21 protein-coding genes and 1 pseudogene are annotated in these 16,972 nt (G+C 61.1%); 10 read left to right on the forward strand and 12 right to left on the reverse strand.

Annotated features, from left to right (window positions below; genetic code table 11):
* Positions 1–182: 182 nt before the first annotated feature.
* From dapA to PspCFBP13509_RS14735, 7 genes and pseudogenes are all read right to left on the reverse strand, one after another.
* Positions 183–1,046 carry a 4-hydroxy-tetrahydrodipicolinate synthase gene (gene dapA / locus PspCFBP13509_RS14710; RefSeq protein WP_065925189.1) on the reverse strand — a complete coding sequence of 288 codons (864 nt, stop codon included), beginning with the start codon at positions 1,044–1,046 and terminating at the stop codon, positions 183–185.
* A gap of 321 nt (positions 1,047–1,367) precedes the next feature.
* Positions 1,368–1,847, reverse strand: coding sequence for a VOC family protein (locus tag PspCFBP13509_RS14715; protein ID WP_065925190.1), 480 nt, complete (start codon positions 1,845–1,847; stop codon positions 1,368–1,370).
* A 33-nt stretch (positions 1,848–1,880) separates the two neighbouring features.
* Positions 1,881–2,273 carry an ester cyclase gene (locus PspCFBP13509_RS14720; protein ID WP_137212236.1) on the reverse strand — a complete coding sequence of 131 codons (393 nt, stop codon included), beginning with the start codon at positions 2,271–2,273 and terminating at the stop codon, positions 1,881–1,883.
* A gap of 10 nt (positions 2,274–2,283) precedes the next feature.
* On the reverse strand, positions 2,284–2,904 hold the full coding sequence (locus PspCFBP13509_RS14725) for a LysE family translocator (protein ID WP_137212237.1): 621 nt from the start codon (positions 2,902–2,904) through the stop codon (positions 2,284–2,286).
* A 136-nt stretch (positions 2,905–3,040) separates the two neighbouring features.
* Entirely contained in the window at positions 3,041–3,478 is a 438-nt protein-coding gene (locus PspCFBP13509_RS32145) for a methyl-accepting chemotaxis protein (protein WP_370671255.1), read from the reverse strand.
* A gap of 102 nt (positions 3,479–3,580) precedes the next feature.
* Positions 3,581–4,354 (reverse strand): annotated as a pseudogene (locus PspCFBP13509_RS32150) (PAS domain-containing protein); the annotation flags it as partial.
* Between the two features lie 100 nt (positions 4,355–4,454).
* Positions 4,455–5,249 carry an AraC family transcriptional regulator gene (locus PspCFBP13509_RS14735; RefSeq protein ID WP_027608440.1) on the reverse strand — a complete coding sequence of 265 codons (795 nt, stop codon included), beginning with the start codon at positions 5,247–5,249 and terminating at the stop codon, positions 4,455–4,457.
* A gap of 116 nt (positions 5,250–5,365) precedes the next feature.
* On the opposite strand from PspCFBP13509_RS14735, the gene PspCFBP13509_RS14740 reads away from it, so the two are divergent.
* From PspCFBP13509_RS14740 to PspCFBP13509_RS14755, 4 genes are read left to right on the forward strand one after another with little or no spacing between them, the layout of a single operon-like run.
* Positions 5,366–5,554, forward strand: coding sequence for a DUF1656 domain-containing protein (locus PspCFBP13509_RS14740; RefSeq protein ID WP_065925194.1), 189 nt, complete (start codon positions 5,366–5,368; stop codon positions 5,552–5,554).
* A gap of 10 nt (positions 5,555–5,564) precedes the next feature.
* On the forward strand, positions 5,565–6,473 hold the full coding sequence (locus tag PspCFBP13509_RS14745; protein WP_137212238.1) for an efflux RND transporter periplasmic adaptor subunit: 909 nt from the start codon (positions 5,565–5,567) through the stop codon (positions 6,471–6,473).
* Positions 6,473–8,428 carry an FUSC family protein gene (locus PspCFBP13509_RS14750; RefSeq protein WP_137212239.1) on the forward strand — a complete coding sequence of 652 codons (1,956 nt, stop codon included), beginning with the start codon at positions 6,473–6,475 and terminating at the stop codon, positions 8,426–8,428. Before PspCFBP13509_RS14745 ends, PspCFBP13509_RS14750 begins: the two co-directional genes overlap by 1 nt.
* Positions 8,425–8,622, forward strand: a complete 198-nt coding sequence (locus tag PspCFBP13509_RS14755) for a hypothetical protein (protein ID WP_065925197.1) — start codon at positions 8,425–8,427, stop codon at positions 8,620–8,622. The genes PspCFBP13509_RS14750 and PspCFBP13509_RS14755 overlap by 4 nt, the downstream gene beginning before the upstream one ends.
* An 85-nt stretch (positions 8,623–8,707) precedes the next feature.
* Here PspCFBP13509_RS14755 and PspCFBP13509_RS14760 read toward each other — a convergent pair whose 3' ends face one another.
* Both PspCFBP13509_RS14760 and PspCFBP13509_RS14765 read right to left on the reverse strand, forming a co-directional pair.
* Entirely contained in the window at positions 8,708–9,292 is a 585-nt protein-coding gene (locus tag PspCFBP13509_RS14760; RefSeq protein WP_137212240.1) for a DUF6630 family protein, read from the reverse strand.
* 74 nt (positions 9,293–9,366) lie between these two features.
* Positions 9,367–10,005: a hypothetical protein gene (locus PspCFBP13509_RS14765; protein ID WP_137212241.1), complete on the reverse strand. Its 639-nt coding sequence runs from the start codon at positions 10,003–10,005 to the stop codon at positions 9,367–9,369.
* A gap of 198 nt (positions 10,006–10,203) precedes the next feature.
* Here PspCFBP13509_RS14765 and PspCFBP13509_RS14770 point away from each other — a divergent pair, with 198 nt between their 5' ends.
* Positions 10,204–10,686, forward strand: a complete 483-nt coding sequence (locus PspCFBP13509_RS14770) for a DUF2867 domain-containing protein (RefSeq protein WP_065925199.1) — start codon at positions 10,204–10,206, stop codon at positions 10,684–10,686.
* Between the two features lie 54 nt (positions 10,687–10,740).
* Here PspCFBP13509_RS14770 and PspCFBP13509_RS14775 read toward each other — a convergent pair whose 3' ends face one another.
* On the reverse strand, positions 10,741–11,670 hold the full coding sequence (locus PspCFBP13509_RS14775; protein WP_065925200.1) for a LysR substrate-binding domain-containing protein: 930 nt from the start codon (positions 11,668–11,670) through the stop codon (positions 10,741–10,743).
* A gap of 137 nt (positions 11,671–11,807) precedes the next feature.
* Between PspCFBP13509_RS14775 and PspCFBP13509_RS14780 the strand changes: the two genes are divergently transcribed.
* Together PspCFBP13509_RS14780 and PspCFBP13509_RS14785 are read left to right on the forward strand one after the other, a co-directional pair.
* A complete protein-coding gene (locus PspCFBP13509_RS14780) occupies positions 11,808–12,200 on the forward strand; it encodes a RidA family protein (RefSeq protein WP_065925201.1) in 393 nt (130 codons plus the stop codon).
* Between the two features lie 98 nt (positions 12,201–12,298).
* A complete protein-coding gene (locus PspCFBP13509_RS14785) occupies positions 12,299–13,168 on the forward strand; it encodes an AraC family transcriptional regulator (RefSeq protein ID WP_137212242.1) in 870 nt (289 codons plus the stop codon).
* A 58-nt stretch (positions 13,169–13,226) separates the two neighbouring features.
* Here PspCFBP13509_RS14785 and PspCFBP13509_RS14790 read toward each other — a convergent pair whose 3' ends face one another.
* Entirely contained in the window at positions 13,227–13,583 is a 357-nt protein-coding gene (locus PspCFBP13509_RS14790; RefSeq protein WP_065925203.1) for a VOC family protein, read from the reverse strand.
* A 103-nt stretch (positions 13,584–13,686) separates the two neighbouring features.
* Here PspCFBP13509_RS14790 and PspCFBP13509_RS14795 point away from each other — a divergent pair, with 103 nt between their 5' ends.
* The gene (locus PspCFBP13509_RS14795; RefSeq protein WP_074846919.1) at positions 13,687–14,430 is read left to right on the forward strand and encodes a class I SAM-dependent DNA methyltransferase; all 744 of its coding nucleotides are present in this window, start codon (positions 13,687–13,689) and stop codon (positions 14,428–14,430) included.
* A 179-nt stretch (positions 14,431–14,609) separates the two neighbouring features.
* Here the strand turns inward: PspCFBP13509_RS14795 and PspCFBP13509_RS14800 are convergent, their stop codons facing one another.
* The gene (locus tag PspCFBP13509_RS14800) at positions 14,610–15,257 is read right to left on the reverse strand and encodes a hydrolase (RefSeq protein ID WP_065941713.1); all 648 of its coding nucleotides are present in this window, start codon (positions 15,255–15,257) and stop codon (positions 14,610–14,612) included.
* Positions 15,258–15,432: 175 nt separating this feature from the next.
* Here PspCFBP13509_RS14800 and PspCFBP13509_RS14805 point away from each other — a divergent pair, with 175 nt between their 5' ends.
* A complete protein-coding gene (locus tag PspCFBP13509_RS14805; protein WP_065948294.1) occupies positions 15,433–16,356 on the forward strand; it encodes a LysR family transcriptional regulator in 924 nt (307 codons plus the stop codon).
* A 113-nt stretch (positions 16,357–16,469) separates the two neighbouring features.
* On the forward strand, positions 16,470–16,931 hold the full coding sequence (gene alaE, locus PspCFBP13509_RS14810; RefSeq protein WP_065948295.1) for an L-alanine exporter AlaE: 462 nt from the start codon (positions 16,470–16,472) through the stop codon (positions 16,929–16,931).
* The last annotated feature ends 41 nt before the right edge of the window (positions 16,932–16,972 follow it).

The following is a 16,972-nucleotide window of genomic DNA, read 5'->3' on the forward strand; positions in this document are numbered from 1 at the left end:
CAAGCTTATTGTGGTGAGCGTGCTTGCTGTGGTGAGCGGGCTTGCTGTGGTGAGCGGGCTTGCCCCGCGCTGGGCTGCGAAGCAGCCCCAATCAGGCTCCCTGTGTTCTGTCGGGTAAACCGCAGCGCCTGGTTTTGGGTCTGCTTCGCAGCCCAACGCGGGGCAAGCCCGCTCACCACAGGTTACTGGGCCTGGCGTGAAAGCCTTTGCAGCTTTGCGATGACCGCCTCGGTTGCCCGCTGCATCGGCGCCCGCAACTCACTGTCGATCAAGCCCTCCAGCGCCAGTGCGGCTTTCACCGGCGCCGGGTTGGGCTCCATGAACAGTGTGTTGATCAACGGCACCAAGCCAAGGAACGTCGCCCGCGCCTCAGCCAACTGGTTGTCCCGTACCTGTTGCCACAGCGCCACAAACTGTTCGGTGCACACATGGGCCGACGCGGCAATCGCACCGCTGGCACCCAGGCACAGCGCATTGAAGATCTGCAGGTCCTCGCCACACAACACATCGGCCTCACCGCTGGCCAACACCGCCAGGGTATTGCCCAGGTTGCCGCCGCAGTCCTTGATCGCCACGATCTGCGGGTGCGCGACGATGTTCAGCAAGGTCGCCTGCTCGAAGGTCACGCCGGTACGGTAGGGAATGTCGTAGAGAATGATCGGCACGCTGGACGCATCGGCCACCGTGCGAAAGAACGCTTCAAGGCCGGCCTGGGAAGGGCGGATGTAACTCGGCGCCGGCACCAGCAAACCCGCCAGCGGGCGCTTGAGGATCTCGGCCTGGAATTGCAGCAGCTCAATCTGGTTGTTGCCCGCCAGGCCCATCACCACGCGGTGGGCGGGCACCTGTTGCAATACCGCATCCAGCACGGTCAGTTGTTCCTGGCGGCTGAGCGATGCAGCTTCGCCCGTGGTGGTGCACACCATGATCCCGGCCACGTGCTTGCCCAGCAGGTGGCTGACCAGGCGGTGCAGGCCGACAAAATCGATGGCGCCATCCTGGAACGGCGTGACCACGGGAACCCAGATACCTTGAAACGATGACATGCACTTTCTCCTGATGATTGACCGTTGAGTCACCGTCAGAAGGGCATGGGCAATTGTGCAAGGGGGAGGGAGTCCGCGCTCAATGTCCTGTCAGCTCATCTGACGGGACAGCGCGCCCCGGTCACATGAGCGACTGTTTCTTCGATTTGAGGGCGTGCGCCACGCAACCTTGCGCCTTGGCAATCAAGCCAATGACGGAAAGGTTAACCACTGAGGTTGCGGACATAAGCTGACACACCCATGAAGACTGGGGCTATCTTCATGGAATATTACGAGGTGTGTCAACTTCCTCCGTAGCTTGAATGCGCCGGTGCAGGTGGATCAGCCTTTTATCGCTGCTTCAATCGCCGCAATGTCGATTTTGGTCATGGTCATCATCGCGTCGAAAGCACGTTTGGCTATTGTCGAGTCAGGGTTGGCCACCGCATCGGTCAACACCCGAGGCGTGATCTGCCACGACAATCCCCATTTATCCTTGCACCAACCGCAGGCGCTGGCCTGGCCGCCGTTGTCGATAATGGCGTTCCAGTAGCGATCGGTTTCGGCCTGGTCATCGGTGGCGACCTGGAAGGAAAACGCTTCGCTGTGGGGGAATATCGGGCCGCCATTGAGGCCAATGCACGGGATGCCCATCACGGTGAATTCCACCGTGAGCACATCGCCCTGTTTGCCGGACGGGTAGTCACCGGGGGCCAGGTGCACGGCGTCGAGCGTACTGTCGGGGAAGGTGCTGGCGTAGAAGCGCGCAGCCTCCTCGGCGGTGTCGTTGTACCAGAGGCAGAGGGTGTTCTTGCGTTTCATGATCGGTCTCCACGGACAATGGGTCCATGGAGTTTAGACGGCCAACTGCCGTTCGATCGCCGCCTTGTCGATCACCGACCAGACCTGGGCGATTTTGCCGTCGACGAACGTGTAGAAAACGTTCTCCGAGAACGCCACCTGGCGACCATTGATCGCCAGCCCGAAAAACTCGCCCCGGGGCGTGACATTGAAGTTCAGCCGGCAGGCGACGGTGGGCGGGTCGGCGATCAGCAACTGGATGTGGAACACCAGGTCGGGGATCTCGCGGAAGTCGCGCTCCAGCATGGCGCGGTAGCCCTCCAGGCCGACCACCTTGGCGTTATAGGCCACGTCAGGATGGACGAAGTCGCCCAGGCGGTTCCAATCCTGCCGGTTCAGGCAGTCGATGTAGCCGAGGTAAAGGTCGGCAAGTTGGTTGCGGGTCATGTTTTTTTCCTCAAGCCCTACGTGCGGTCAACAACACCGTCGCCGCCGCTGACAACAACCCCGCACAGCAGCGGTTGAATATCCGCTTGCCACGCGGCTCGGCAAACCAGCGGCGCATGTGCAGGCCCATATAGGCGTAGAGGCTGATGGCGATCCATTCCAACACCAGGAACAGCGCGCCCAGCACGGCGAATTGCGGGGTGATGGGTTGGCCGGGGACCACGAATTGCGGGAGGAACGCGGTGAAGATCAGGATCGCCTTGGGGTTGCCCGCCGCCACCAGGAACTCCTGTCGCGCCAGTACCCACAAACCCACCTTCGCGCCTGCCGATTGCGCCTCAGCCTGCGGATCAGCCCGCCACAGCTGAAATGCCAGATAAAACAGATACGCCGCGCCCACAATCTTGATCGCGTAGAACAACAACTCCGACGTCTGCAGCACCACCGCCAACCCCGCAGAGGCGAGGGCGATCATGCCGGCAAAGGCCAGCAGGCGGCCGATACCGGCGATGCAGGAGGTGCGGTAGCCATAGCGGGTGGAGTTGCTCACGGACAACAAGTTATTGGGGCCGGGCGCCATGTTCAGGGCGAAGCAGGCGGGGAGGAACAGGGCGAGGGTGGCGAGGTCCATGGCGGCTCCGGTTTTGGACGGACGGGGAGCGTCGAGGATAAGGGGAGTGGAGGTGGTTGGACAATGTGCGGCTTGTTTCCCATGTCCGGCGTGCAGTTCGCCGCCTCATGCACAGGCGGCCCTGTGACTGCTCCGGCTAAGCCACCTGATTCGCAAACCTGCCCACCGCGTCGACCACCCGCTTGGCGCCATCCTGAATTTCCACAATGACCTGGCCTGCCTGCGTGGCGAGTTCAAGACCTTGCTCTGCCTGGGATTTGCTGTTGGCCATTTCGGCGACGGTCTCATCCACCAGTTTCTGGTTCTGCAGCACCACCGAGGCGATTTCTTCCGTCGCCGTGCTGGTGCGCCCGGCCAGTTGTCGCACTTCATCAGCCACCACCGCAAAGCCGCGACCTTGCTCGCCTGCACGGGCGGCTTCAATCGCGGCATTCAATGCCAGCAGGTTGGTTTGCTGGGCAATGCTGCTGATGGTCTGAATGATCGAACTGATCAGCAGTGACTGTTTTCCGAGGGCTTCGACTCCACCGGCAGCCGCCTGCATATCAGCGGCGATTTTATGCATGGTATGCATCGTGTCGTTGACCACGACGGCTCCACGCTCGGCACTGACATCGGTCTGCCGGGAAATTTCAAATGCGGTTTGCGCCGCGCCACTGACTTCCTGTTCCCGGGCAACCTGGTCGGAGACCACCGTGGCGAACTTGACCACCTTGCACAGTGCGCCTTCAGTGTCGTACACCGGGTTGTAGGTTGCTTCCAGCCACACGGTCTGGCCGCGGCTGTCAACGCGTTCAAATCGGCCGGCTACAAACTCGCCCCTGTTCAGGGTTGCCCAGAAATCCTTGTAGTGCTGCGACGAGGTTTCCTCCGGCTTGCAGAAAATCCGGTGGTGGCTGCCTTTGGCTTGTTCCAGGCTGTAGCCCATGGCGTGCAGGAACTGTTCATTGGCGGTGATGACATGCCCGGAGAGGTCGAACTCGATCACCGCCGTCGAGCGCAGCAATGCCTGGATGAAAGAAGTGTTTTCCGAGGCTTTTTCTACCCGGGCGGTAATGTTCGTTGCATAGCAGGTGACATGACTCAGCTGGCCGCTCGCATCCGTGATCGGCTGCCAATGTGCATGCAGCCATATCAATGAGCCGTCGGCATGCAGGTAGCGGTAATCGTCGGTAATGGACTTGCCTGCGGCGACCGCCGCTCGGAAATTATGAAAGCAGGGCAGCTTGGAGACGTACTGCGGGACGATCTCGGCCATGGCACGGCCTCGAAGTTGCTCCGGGGTGCAGCCCAACGACTTGGCAAAGTTGTCGTTGCATGCGGTGATCTTGAATGTCGAGTCGATGCTCAACGTCAGCATTTCACGGTTCAGGCCATCGCGCAGTTGGCGCAGTTCCAACAGCTCGGCTGCCTGGGCGTGAAGCTGGTTCTTGGCTTTTGTATTGAACATGGGAAACCGCCTCCTTGGGTTATATCCAGCCTATCGGCACGTCATTCTGCAAATTTAGGCCGTTCGACGGGTAAAGCTTCATCAGCCAGCCGGATCCCCGCTAACGTGTTGCGGTCCGCCGCATGTACCGCGCTGGCGGCGAGCCCAGTGTCTTGCGAAACATGCTGATGAACGAACTGACCGACTCGTACCCGAGGGCTTCGGCGGTGCGTTGCACGGATTCGCCCTCGGCCAGGCTCTGCAAGGCCACGATGATTTGCCATTGCTTGCGCCATTGGCCAAAGGTTAGCCCAGTTTCGCTTTTAACCAAGCGCGCCAGGGAGCGCTCGCTCATGGCGACCTGGCGTGCCCATTGGGCCATGGTGCAGCGATTTGACGGGTCCTGGGCCAACCCCCGTGCGATGAAACGCAGCTGCGTTGTGGCCGGAAGCGGCAGGTACAGCTGTTCCGAGGGGGCCAGTTCCAACTGTTCGAGGAGCACGCTCGCCACGCGTGCATTGGCAGACGCCGGCGGATAGTCCTGGGCTTGGGCGCTCAAGTGCAGGATCAATTCCAGGACCAGCGGTGACAGCACCAGCGTGCAGCATGTGTGCGGTAATGCTGCGGCACCGGGCTCTACGAACAGATAGCCGATCTTGCCGTTGGCGGTCACCCGGTTGCTGTGGGCAATACCGCCCGGAATCCATACGCCGAACCCCGATGGCACCATCCACACGCCATCCTCTACGGTGCACACGATGCCGCCGTGATACGCCACCACCAGTTGGCCTTTGCGGTGCGTATGGACGGGGAATTCGGTGTCGTTTCGCTGGCTTCCCAGCATCAACGCCACTGCGGGTTGGTCGAAACTGTCCAGTTCGAATTGATCCACCCCGTAGAGATGTGTCTCGTCCACGTCGCGCACCTCGATTGTCTGAATTTGATTATATCTTGGCAGCATACTCAATATCGGCACGGCCTTGCAGTCCCTACCATCGTCAGCAAGGCCATTGCCGACTGCGAGATTCAACGATGCTGAGCGAAATCACGATTGCCCACCTCTACTTGCCGCCTTTCTTGCTCTACCTGGGCGTTACCGCCGTGGTTTACGCACTGCTGGAGCGGATCGTGCGGCCCTGGCTGGACTGGGCCTGGCACCCGAGCATGGCGCGTTTCTGCATGTCGTTGATCGTTCTCTCGATCCTCGTGCTGAAGTTTTGAGGCGCGGGCGATGACGATCAAACACCTGCTCAAGACCCTCGTCACCCTGATGCTCGGCTTGACCGCGCTGCTGTTGTGTACGCAGTTGTGGCGCGCCTATGAGCTGGCCCCCTGGACACGGGACGGGCGGGTCAGCGCGCAAGTCATCCGCATTGCCCCCGAAGTGTCCGGCCAGGTTGAACAACTGCTGGTCGAGGACAACCAGTGGGTCGCCAAGGGCGCGTTGTTGTATCAGATCGACCGCAGCGCCTATCTGCTGGCCCGGCAACAGCGAACGGCCGAGCTTGCCGAGGCGCGCAGCGTGTTCGAACAGCGCCGCTCACAGCTCAGCCGTCGCCAGCAACTCGGCGATGCCATTGCGCGGGAGGAGACCGACAATGCGGCCCGGGACCTGGCGGTGGCCAGGGCGCGGGTGGACGCGGCCCAGAGCCAGTTGGCCCACGCGCAGCTGGATCTGCAGCGCACGACGGTTCGTTCACCGGTCGACGGGTATGTGACCCAGCTGCGGCTGCAGCCGGGTGACTACGCGGCGGCGGGCGATACCAATATCTTTGTGGTCGACAGCCATAGCTTCTGGGTCACCGCTTACTTCGAGGAGACCAAGCTGCCCGGTGTTCGCGTGGGGGCCGCAGCGTCCATCAAGCTCATGGGCTTTGCGCCGCTGCTTGAAGGGCATGTGGCGAGTCTCGGCAGAGGTATTGCCGACGGCAACGAGCTGCGCAGTAACAGTGGCTTGCCCCAGGTGGCTCCTACGTTCAGCTGGATACGCCTGGCCCAGCGTGTGCCGGTTCGGATTGAGCTGGACAAGGTGCCACCGGGCGTGGAGCTGGCGGCGGGGATGACTGCGAGTATCGAGGTCGCCGAGGCGGGGGCCGCCCCCCATTGGCGGCTTACCCAGTGGCTGCAGGATTTCATGTGATGGTCCGCGCACTGCGAATGCTCGGGGCATGGTCGCCCGAGACCTCGGGGTATGTGCTGCGCAGTCTTGCGGCGGCCACATTGGCCCTGTGGCTGGGCTTCCAATTGCACCTGGAGGCGCCGTTCTCGGCGGCTTCGACCGTGTTGCTGCTGATCCATCCGCTGCAGGGCGCGGTGGTCGGCAAGGGCTTCAATCGCGTACTGGGAACCCTGGTGGGGTTGCTCGCCGCCCTGGTCCTGACCGGCCTGTTCGCGCAAAAAATGCTGCTGTTCATCCTCGGGATCGGGGTGTGGCTCGGCCTTTGTGTCGGTGCCATGACCGTGCTTCGGCACTACCAGGCCACGGCGGCAGTGGTCGCAGGCTATACGGTTTGCCTTGCCCTGGGCCCGGCCATTGTCGCCCCGCAGCAAGGTTTCGAGCATATCGTGGCGCGGGGCACGGCCGTGGTCCTCGGGGTGTTGAGCCTGAGTCTGGTGGCGACGCTGTTCAGCCGCAAGACCGTCGAGTCCAAACTGAACAAGGCGCTTGAGGACATCGCCGCCCGTACCTTGGGATTGCTGGCCTTGCGAATGGAGGGGGAGCAGGACGCGCAACTGGCTAGTGTGCAGGGCCAGCTGGCCATCGATGTGGGTAAGGTGGACGAGCTTCTCGGGATCGGCCGAGGTGAGTCCCGCCTGATCCGTTCCAGGCTTGCGACCCTGCAGGCAGGGCTTGCGTATGTGCATGGGGTGATCCTGGACGAGTCACCGCTCAACCGCAGTGGCTTGCCTTCCCTCGTTCGGATGGGCGCGCAGCTGCAACAGCTGGCCGAAGCAAAGCCGGGTTTTTCCGCGGCAGCCGAGCATGTCCGGGAGATGCAGCACTGCCTCGCCCAGGCGCATGAAAACTGTCAAAGCCAGCAGTGCTTGAGTGAACAATTGGCAGACCTGTCCAGCGCCTTGCTGAGCTTTGCTTGCCTTGAACGCGCGCCCCGGACGCCGGCCCGCGCCGTGGGGTTCCACCGCCATTACGGCGACGCGCTGCGCAACGGTCTACGCGCCCTGGTGGCCACGCTTGCAACCGCTGCGGTCTGGTACCTGACCGCCTGGGACCAGGGGCCAACCTTGCTGGCGGTGTTGGGCCCGTGCTGCACCTTGCTGGCCACCAGCCCGGCGCCCGCTCAAGGCATCGGCCGCTTCTTCGAGGGGACGCTCTACGGCATCGTAACGGCAGCGGCGTGCAAGTTCCTGGTGTTGCCGCACATCAGCGGGTTCGCGTTGCTCAGCATCGTGCTGATCGCTTTCTGGACCGTCGGCATTCATGCCACCACCCGGCCGCGCCACGCCTTGCAGGGCATTGCCTACCTGATCGCGTTCAACACCCTCGTCGGCACCGGCGGCACGGCCCAGTACGACTTCACGGACTTCGCCAATCAAGCGCTCGCCTGGCTGGCAGCGCTTGCCATCTGCCTGCTGGCCTTCCAGCTACTGCCGGGGAAATCCGCCCGCCATGTACACGTCCTCACCCAGGCGCTGCACAGGGACACCCGGCGCTTACTCCGGCACGGGCGCCGCATGGACCTGCTCAAGTGGCAGGCCCGGCAACAGCACCGATTGGTCGCCTTGCAGGCACTCTTGGGCGCTGGTCACCAACCGGCGGGCGGCGCCGGCTCTGTGTCCCTTCAATTGAGTCGCCGGCTGCTGACTTTACAACGCCAGACACGGGAGCTGGAACCTGACTCGGCGATCGCCACGTGCGCGCAAAGGGGCGAACAGCGTATTTCACGGTATGCCTCCACTCCCGCGATCAGCGCGGCTCAGGCACGTCGGACGTCGAGATCATTGACCCGGCTGGGGGCTCACGCTCTGGCGGCTGGCTACCAGGAGTTAGCCGGGCTGCTCGACACCTATTCAAGCATTACCAACGCGGATATCCGCATCCATTCCAGTTCAAACAACCAAGGTGAGATGAAATGAAGCAACTCCTTATCTGGACGCTTTTCGGCATGATCGCGTCGACGCCATGGGCCGTGCAGGCATCGGACGGGGCTGAGGCGCTGGTGCGCTGGCAGCAGCAATTCAAGCAGGAGCAAAAACAGCGGGCTGAACGCCCGAGGGGGGATCAGGGCTCCAGGTCCAAGGCCGCAATGACCGGGAAAGGGAAAACCTGATCGGATAGCGGCCGGGGCAGGGACATTCCTCGGGCGAGGGCTTGATTGAACAGGTTTTGCAGAAGCCCCTCACCCCGCCGCAGAGTCAGAAGCTCTCAAGACGCACGTGGATTCCCGCTCGTCCAGCCAGCTCGATAACGTCTTCCAGTCGATCCGCGTCAACAATGAAACCGTCGTAATTTTCACCTCCGGAGTCCAGGTGAAGAAACCGTTTACCGAACCGGGCGAGCCACTGATCAAAGTTATCGAGAACCTGTGGCATGGAGGTAGCGTCTTCCCGTACATAGGCGTAGGGCGCCTTCAAGCCACTGGCGCTGACCAGAAAGGGCGCTTGATACTCAAACACGTCATAGCCCTTCCAATCCACGCTGAGGAGTACAAGGTGTTCAAGTTTTTGCCCCTTGGCGTCATTCAGGAAACCTTCGGTGAGGGCATTGCAGGGGTCATCTCCCATCGCGTATCTGCGCATAACGCGGCGGACAAGTCTGGCGCCTTCTTTTTCCGCAGTGGTCGCCACCAGCGCCTGGGCAAAGGCTTCGAGGGCTTTTTTCTGGGTGGGGTCGCTGCGCTCGGGCCGTAGCTCTTTCATGATCGCTGAAGCGCTGAGGTTGGTTTCCTCGGGAGGCGGCATGGTAAAGCGTCCACCAAACAACCGATCCAAAATGCCCATGTCTGTCCCTGTATGAGTGTGAGGAAAACCATTGAGTCAAGCACAACTGCCGTTCAACAACTGTCCCGGGACGATCAAGGCAAGGACGCTGGGGTCACGGTGTACCAGCCCGACGGCGTTTTGGCACACACCTGGGGTTTCAGCGGCGTTTCTACGGTGGTGTCGGCCTGGGTGGAGAGTTGGCGAACGGCAATCACGCAGCCGGCCTTGAACGTGCTGATTTTCATCATTTGAAGTTCCATTTCATAGTCTTTACCGGGCTCGGGGATGAGCGTGACAGGCGCGGGAAAGCAGGAGAGTTGCGATCCCCCCATGGCGAACCCTGCAATAAACGGTTTACCGGCCGGGATGACATGTTCGTCAAACACCTTGGGCGATTGATTGATGGCTTTGCTCGCCTTGCTGGCAGGCATGCCAATCACGCTGTTCTGGCGGTCTGTCGCCCGGAAAGGGTAGAGCCCCGCCGAGTCGACATGGGCTGTTTGCCATCCGGCTTCTTCAGGGGTTTTGGTCAGCAGGGACTCGTTGTAGAACATCTCGCAGGTCTGGCCACTGATAAAGCCTGCGTGGGTGGTGTCACCGGTGATCAGGCGGACACGCGCCGTATTGGCCGGGTCATATCGACTGATGTGTGCTTCGTTGCGAACGTCGGTCTTGGTGGTGGCGCAGCCGATCAGCGTCAAGCTGACGGCCAGGGGAAACAGTAAACGCATGGGTAACCTTCATATCCTGTGAGGGTTGGGGGCCGCAACCATACTATGGCGGGGATATGTTCGCCCACTTGCGATACACGGGGGAAGGGACAGGGAGGGGACGTTCATGGCGGCTGTACATTGACGTAACATAGCCGCATAACACTCAGCCTCGGATGTTATCGGGAATGAAAACTGGCCCACTGGACGGGATGAAAATTGCCTATCACATCACCAGCTCACACGTTGCGTGCACTGTCGGAGCTCGATTACTACCACATTAGGTCGGTTCAGCTCCCCGTTGAAATCACCATGCTTGACGCGTGGAACATCACAACGGCTGAGCCGGGGCTGGCCATGCGGCTGGCTTTCCGAATAAGGGACGCAATTTCTTCGTTATTCGGTGTGAGGCGAATCGGCGGGTTCTCGGGCGTTGCGCGAAAAACGGTACACGCAGGCGAACACCTGGATTTCTTTCTGGTGGAGCACAGCGCCTCCAATATCCTGGTTCTTACCGAGCGTGACAGGCATCTGGATGTCATGATCTGCCTTTCGATAACCGATCGTGTGCTCACCATCACATCATCGGTCGTCACGCATAACCTCTATGGACGCATCTACATGTTACCGGTAGGGCTCGCCCATAAAGTGATCGTCAGTAGTCATCTGCGCCGACTGAAGAGAAGCCTTGAAGGGCAGTAGAGGTTGGTTGTTCCGGCTGCATTTCATCGATCAGCGAACCCGTACACGACTCCATCAGCACCCATCCTGTCGCCCACTGACAGGCGCATGCACGGCCAGCAACTCAGTCACCCATTCGATAAACACACGCAGCTTGAGGCTGATATGCCGGTTCGGCGGAAAGGCCACGTAAAGCGGCATCGGATCAAGGTGCCAGTCCTTGAACAAGGGCACTAATTCGCCCCGGTCCTCGAAGGCTTTCGACATGTAGGTGGGCAGCCACAGCACGCCAAGGCCCGCCAGGCCGGCAGCAAGGTAGGCATTGCCATCATCGACCGCCAGGGCGTAGCGGCCCTTGATCTGGAGACTTTCCTGGTGCTTGCCCATGGCATAGGGCAAGGGCTTGCCGGTGCGGGCCCACAGGAAGCCGACGATACGATGGTTGGCGTCTTCCAGTTCCCGTGGGTGGGCGGGCGTACCTACGCGTGCCAGGTAGCTCGGCGCGGCAAACACGCCGAGCGCCAGGTCGCCTACACGTCGGGCCATCAGGGATTGGTCGGTGAGTTCACCGCCACGCACCACGCAATCGACGTTCTCATCGATCATGTCGACGATACGGTCGCTGACGCCCATGTCGATCTGGATGTCCGGGTAGCGGGCGTAAAACCCAGGCAACGCGGGGACGAGGATCATGCTGGCCAGTGGGCTCGGCACATCCACGCGCAGGCGGCCCCTGGGCAGGGTTGCCGCGCCGGACAGGCTGGTCTCGGCGTCGTCCATATCGGCCAGCAGCTGCAGCACGCGTTCGTAGTACACGGCGCCGTCGGCCGTGACGTTGACTTTGCGCGTGGTGCGGTTAAGCAATTTGACCCGCAGGCGTGCCTCCAACTGCTGCACCAGTTGCGTCACGGTGGTCTTGCTCATGTGCAGGGTCTCGGCGGCCTTGGTGAAGCTGCCGGCTTCCACCACGCGAGCAAATGCCTGCATTGCATCAAAACGGTCCATTAAGGCCTCGGCGATCGATTGTTTGGGTTTCACAAACAGTGCTGGCCAAGGTTGCTGGTTTATCGCCCTGGCACAAGCCCCTAGAGTCTGCCCATCGTTAATTGCGGGTCAATCTCGACCCTTTGATGGAGGCTTCCATGACGCAGCGTAATGTGGTTTTTCCGCCTGGACGCCAAGCGCTGTATGAGCGCAATCGCTATTCACCGGCCATTAAGTCCAATGGCTTTTTATTCGTGTCGGGGCAGGTCGGCAGCCATGCAGACGGCTCGCCCGAGCCCGATCTGGAGGATCAGGTCCGTCTGGCGTTCAACAACCTGAATGCGATTCTGGGGTCTGCCGGCTGCACCTTTGACGATGTGATCGATGTGACGGTGTTTATCGTCGATCCCGAATCCAGGTTCGAGACGATCTGGAAGGTGGTGCCGGAGTTCTGGGGCGAAGCGCCGCACCCTACGCTGACTGGCGTGGGGGTTACCTGGCTGTATGGGTACCAGTTCGAGATCAAGGTGATTGCCAGGCTTCCTGTGTGAATCCGTGCTGGCACATCCACCTCAGCAAGCACGGCTAGGCGCAGGCTGTCGGTATAGTTGATCCTATCGTCCAACGCCTATCCCGGAGCTTGCAACCCGTGTCTGACTTGCCAGGCAACGCCGCCTACACACAGCGTTTCGACGCCGTACTCGCCTATATCGACGCGAATCTTGAAGGTGACTTGTCGGTGAAGACGCTGAGCGGGGTGGCGCATTTTTCGGTGTTTCACTTCCATCGGCAATTCACCGCGTTCGTGGGCATGCCGGTTGCGCGCTATGTGCAAATGATGCGCCTGCGCCGCGCGGCACATGACTTGTCTTCCCGCGCTGATTATTCGGTGCTGGAGGCGGCGCTGGGGGCCGGCTTCGAAAGTCCTGAAGCCTTTGCCAGGGCGTTCAGGCGAGCGTTCGGCATGGCGCCGAGCGCATTCCGGAAACGACCGGATTGGCAGCTCTGGCGCGCGGTATTCAGCGTCCCTTACTTTTCCAGGAGCATCATCATGCAGGTACGAATTGTGGAGTTTCCTGCGGTCAAGGTGGCCGCATTCGAGCACCGCGGCGCCCCAGGGCGCGTGAATGAAAGCGTGCAGACGTTCATTGCGTGGCGCATGCACAGCGGGCAGTCGCCGGTGGCTTCAAGTCGCAGCTTCGGTATTCCCTTCGACAATCCTGATACGACCCCGGCCGATGCGTTCCGGTTTGCCATTTGCGGCGAGATTCACCAGGCGCTGGCCGCGAATGAGTTCGGCGTCACTGAACGCGTCATCCCCGGCGGGCGCTGCGTGGTGGTGCGTCACGTGGGTTCGCCGGATCACATCGCAGAGTCGATCTATCCGATCTACCGCGACTGGCTGCCTGGCAGCGGCGAGGAGCTTCGGGACCAGCCGTTGTTTTTCGAATACCTGAGCATTTTCCCCGAAACACCGCAGGATCAATGGCAGACCGATATTTATGTGCCGTTGCAATAGCGGCGCTCGCCAGCCTGTGGGAGCGCGACTGCGCTTCCACGCCCGGTGTTGCGGCCGGCTACGGCTGAGCGGTCCACACCGCCAGCTCATAACCATCCGGGTCAATGAAGTGAAACCTGCTGCCACCGGGGAACGAAAAGGTCTCGCGGCTGATCACGGCGCCGACGGATTTGAGCCGCTGCTGCGTGGCTTCAAGATCATCCGCGTACAGGATCACCAGCGGGCCACCCGGTCGAACGGGCTCTGCGGTCGTGAACCCGCCGGTCAGCCTGCCATCGCTGAACTCGGTGTAGGTGGGGCCGTAGTCGACGAATGCCCAGCCGAACACTGCGCCGTAGAAGGCTTTGCTGCGGGCGATATCGCCCACGTTGAACTCGATATTGTCGATCTGTCGGTCTGGACCGCGAACGCTCATGGTTGCCTCCTTGGCGGATGGTTGAGGGGCGAGTGTAGCGGTTTACACCCGGGACTGGGTTACCATGCCGGCGCGAAATTTCCGCCGAACCCTCTGGCCACTTATGTCCTCCAACGCGCTGTACACCGACCTGTCCATCTACTACGACCTGATGTGCGCCGACATCGACTACCGCGCGCAGAGCCACAGCGTGCGCCGGCTGCACCAGTTGTTCGGCAATGACGGGCGCCGCCATCTGGACCTTGCCTGCGGCACCGGGCCCCATGTGCGCCACTTCCTCGACTTCGGCTACCGCAGCACCGGCCTGGACATCAGCCAATCGATGCTGGACCTCGCCCAACTGCGTTGCCCCGAGGCAGGGTTCAGCCGCCAGGACATGGCCGGTTTCCAGGTGGACGAACCGCAAGACCTGATCACCTGCTTCCTGTACTCGACTCACTACAACCCTGGGCTGGCCCAACTGCGTGCCTGCCTCGCCAGCGTGCACGGCGCACTCGCCGACAACGGCGTGTTCTGCTTCAACGCGGTGGACAAACTGCATATCGACAATCGCTTGCTGGTACGCCATAGCGTGGAGTTTGAAGGCAGTCATTTCACCTTCGGTTCCGGCTGGCATTACCGCGGAGAAGGGGAGCAGCAGGCACTGCGCCTGAGTATTGAGAAGACCACGGCGGGGGTGACCCAGGCCTGGCAGGATGAGCACACCATGGTGGCGCTGAGTTTCACGGAGTTGCAGGGGCTGTTACAGCCGTATTTTGAGGTGCAGGTGTTCGAGCATGACTATGAGCGGATCACGCCCTGGGCGGGCGTGACCGGCAATGCGTTGTTTGTGTGTGTGAAGCGGTAATGAACTGCCAGGCGGCCCTGATGCTGACGCGCTGGATCGCAATGACGCCAGCGCGGGTTCAGTTGATTTGATTTAACTTGCTGGCGCTTCTTCTGCGGCTGAAACCTGGGCACGCAAGCGTTGACCGATGATCGCCACATCAGGCCAGGGCCATCACGCAATCATCAACTGCCCTTTGATCAGGTTTTCTTGCCCGCTTCCTCCAGAGCCTTTTCAGCGTTGAACCCGTCGAAGTTCTCGAACACGCCCATAAAGCCCGGCACGGTCACTTCTCGCGCCCAGTCGCGCTGCAGCTCGCAATACATCTGCACGCGACTGATGAGCTTCGCGCCCGCCTGCTCCATTCTGCGTAGCGCCGCCTCGTGTGCGGCGAGCGATGTGCCGCCAACCGCGTCGACCGGCACATACACTTCATAGCCTTCCTGGATAGCGTCGAGCACCGGGAATGTCAGGCAGGCCTCGGTCCAGAGCGCCGTCATGATGAGTTTCCTACGCCCAAGCGCCTTGACCGCCTGTTTGAATTCCATGTCCTCCCAACTGTTGATCGAGGTGCGGTCATAGGTCGGCAGGTGGCCGAGTACCTCTTGCAGTTCCTGGATCGGCGGTTTGTTGCGACCGGTCGCTACATTGACGGTCGAATGGATGATCGGAAGGTTGTAGTTGACCGCCGCCCTGGCGACGCTGGTGATGTTGAAGACGAGTTCGTCACGCGGCATCGAGCGGATCGAGGAAACCTGAACAGGCTGATAATCGATGATGATCAACGCTGAGTTTTCCGGGGTCAGTAGTGGGTCGGTATGGGGGTTGCGCAGAGTCTCGCTTGCCATGGGCAAATCCTTTTTATGGGTGCACGTTGGTAAAAAGGCCTGAGCCCGTGCGGGTAATGGATTCCAGGGCACGGGTAGAGGATGCTGTGCCTGGAAAATCCATTGTGCTGTTCCCATGTTCGACACAGTAGTAGCATCCTGCGATGTGCTGTGTCGCATGACGGGGAACGCAAGCATGGATATCGAAGAACTACAGACCTTCGTGGAGGTGGCTGATGCCGGGGGCATTTCGCAGGCAGCAGTGCGTCTTGGCGTATCGAAGTCGATCGTCAGTCGTCGCCTGGCTCGGCTTGAAAGCGAACTCGGCGTGCAACTGCTGGCACGCTCCACTCGCGGCGCGGCACTCACTGAGTCCGGCGCGACATTCAGGGACTACGCCGCCAGAGTCTGCACCGAGATCGACATCGCCAAGGAAACGATCCTGCCTGCCGGCGCTCTTCGCGGCCGCCTGCGCGTGGCCGTCCCGCTGTCGTTTGGCCCGACTCATTTCGCACCGGTGCTGGCGGAAATGGCACGCCGTCACCCTCAGTTGCATATGCAGACTTGCTACAGCGATCGCTTCGTTGACCTCATCACCGAGGGCTACGATTGCGCCATTCGCGTGGGGTATCTGAAGGACTCCAACCTGATCGCAAGGCGCATTGGCCCGGTCTATACCAAGCTTGTCGCGAGCCCGGATTACATCAAGGCGCACGGTACCCCCGCGACGCCGGACGACCTGGTCGACCATCAGGCGCTCCTGCAAGGCACTGAAGCCTGGCAGTTCATGGACGGCGACAAGATCATCACGGTTCGTCCGCAAGGACGCTTCAAGGCCGACAACGGCATCGCCCTTGTTGCCGCTGCGATTGCTGGCCTCGGCGTCGCCTACCTGCCTGACTGCCTCACCCATGAACACGTGGCATCCGGCGCACTGGTACCGATCATGACAAACCATCCACCACCACCGGCCGGGGCCTACATCCTCCGCCCGCCGGGTCCGCATCCCGCCCGTAAAATACGCGTGCTCACCGAACTGCTGATCGAGTTCTTCGGTGAATCTCCGCACCTGGCGGTGCAGCCGCTGTCACATCGGGAAGATGCGCCGCCGAATAGCTGAATCATGGTGGGCCGAGTAACCGGGCTGAAGGTTGGCACTGTTGGCTGAGCTGGCGTCGTGCGTGAATCAAGGTCCAGCGCTTTGTTTGTTCAAGCCAGGACAGGAGATGTGATGTGCTTCAACGCTCGCGACAGTCAATGGGCCGGACTGCGTTTTTTGCAGACACAACGGCGCTGATCGTGTTTTTCACAATCACCGGCATCGTCAATGAACGTTTCATTGCCGGCATGGCGTGGGATCAGGTCCTTCATGCGCGCCTTCTGGGCGCAGTGCTGATGGTGCCGGTCGCGAGACCTTACGGTCTATGGCGGGATTGGGTGATGACGCGCGCCAGTCAGGGGCGGGTTTCCAGGTTGCTATGGGACAGTCTCGCCCTCGTCAGTTTCCAGGTGCCCATCTATGCAGCGATCATTGCCTTCAGTGGTGCATCGGGCAGTGGGCTGGTGCGCGGCACGCTCGGTGCGGCGTTGATGATGCTGGTTCTGGGCCGGCCTTATGGGGCGTTTCTCAATGGGGTGCGCAAGGTGTTTGGATTGCCTCCGGGTGGAGACAAGCCGATGTCGCTGAACAGCTGAGCGACCGCTGCTGGGCGATTCTGTTGCGGTGGTCGGACGGA

The organism is Pseudomonas sp. CFBP13509, from assembly GCF_005233485.1.
GTDB lineage: Bacteria > Pseudomonadota > Gammaproteobacteria > Pseudomonadales > Pseudomonadaceae > Aquipseudomonas > Aquipseudomonas marginalis.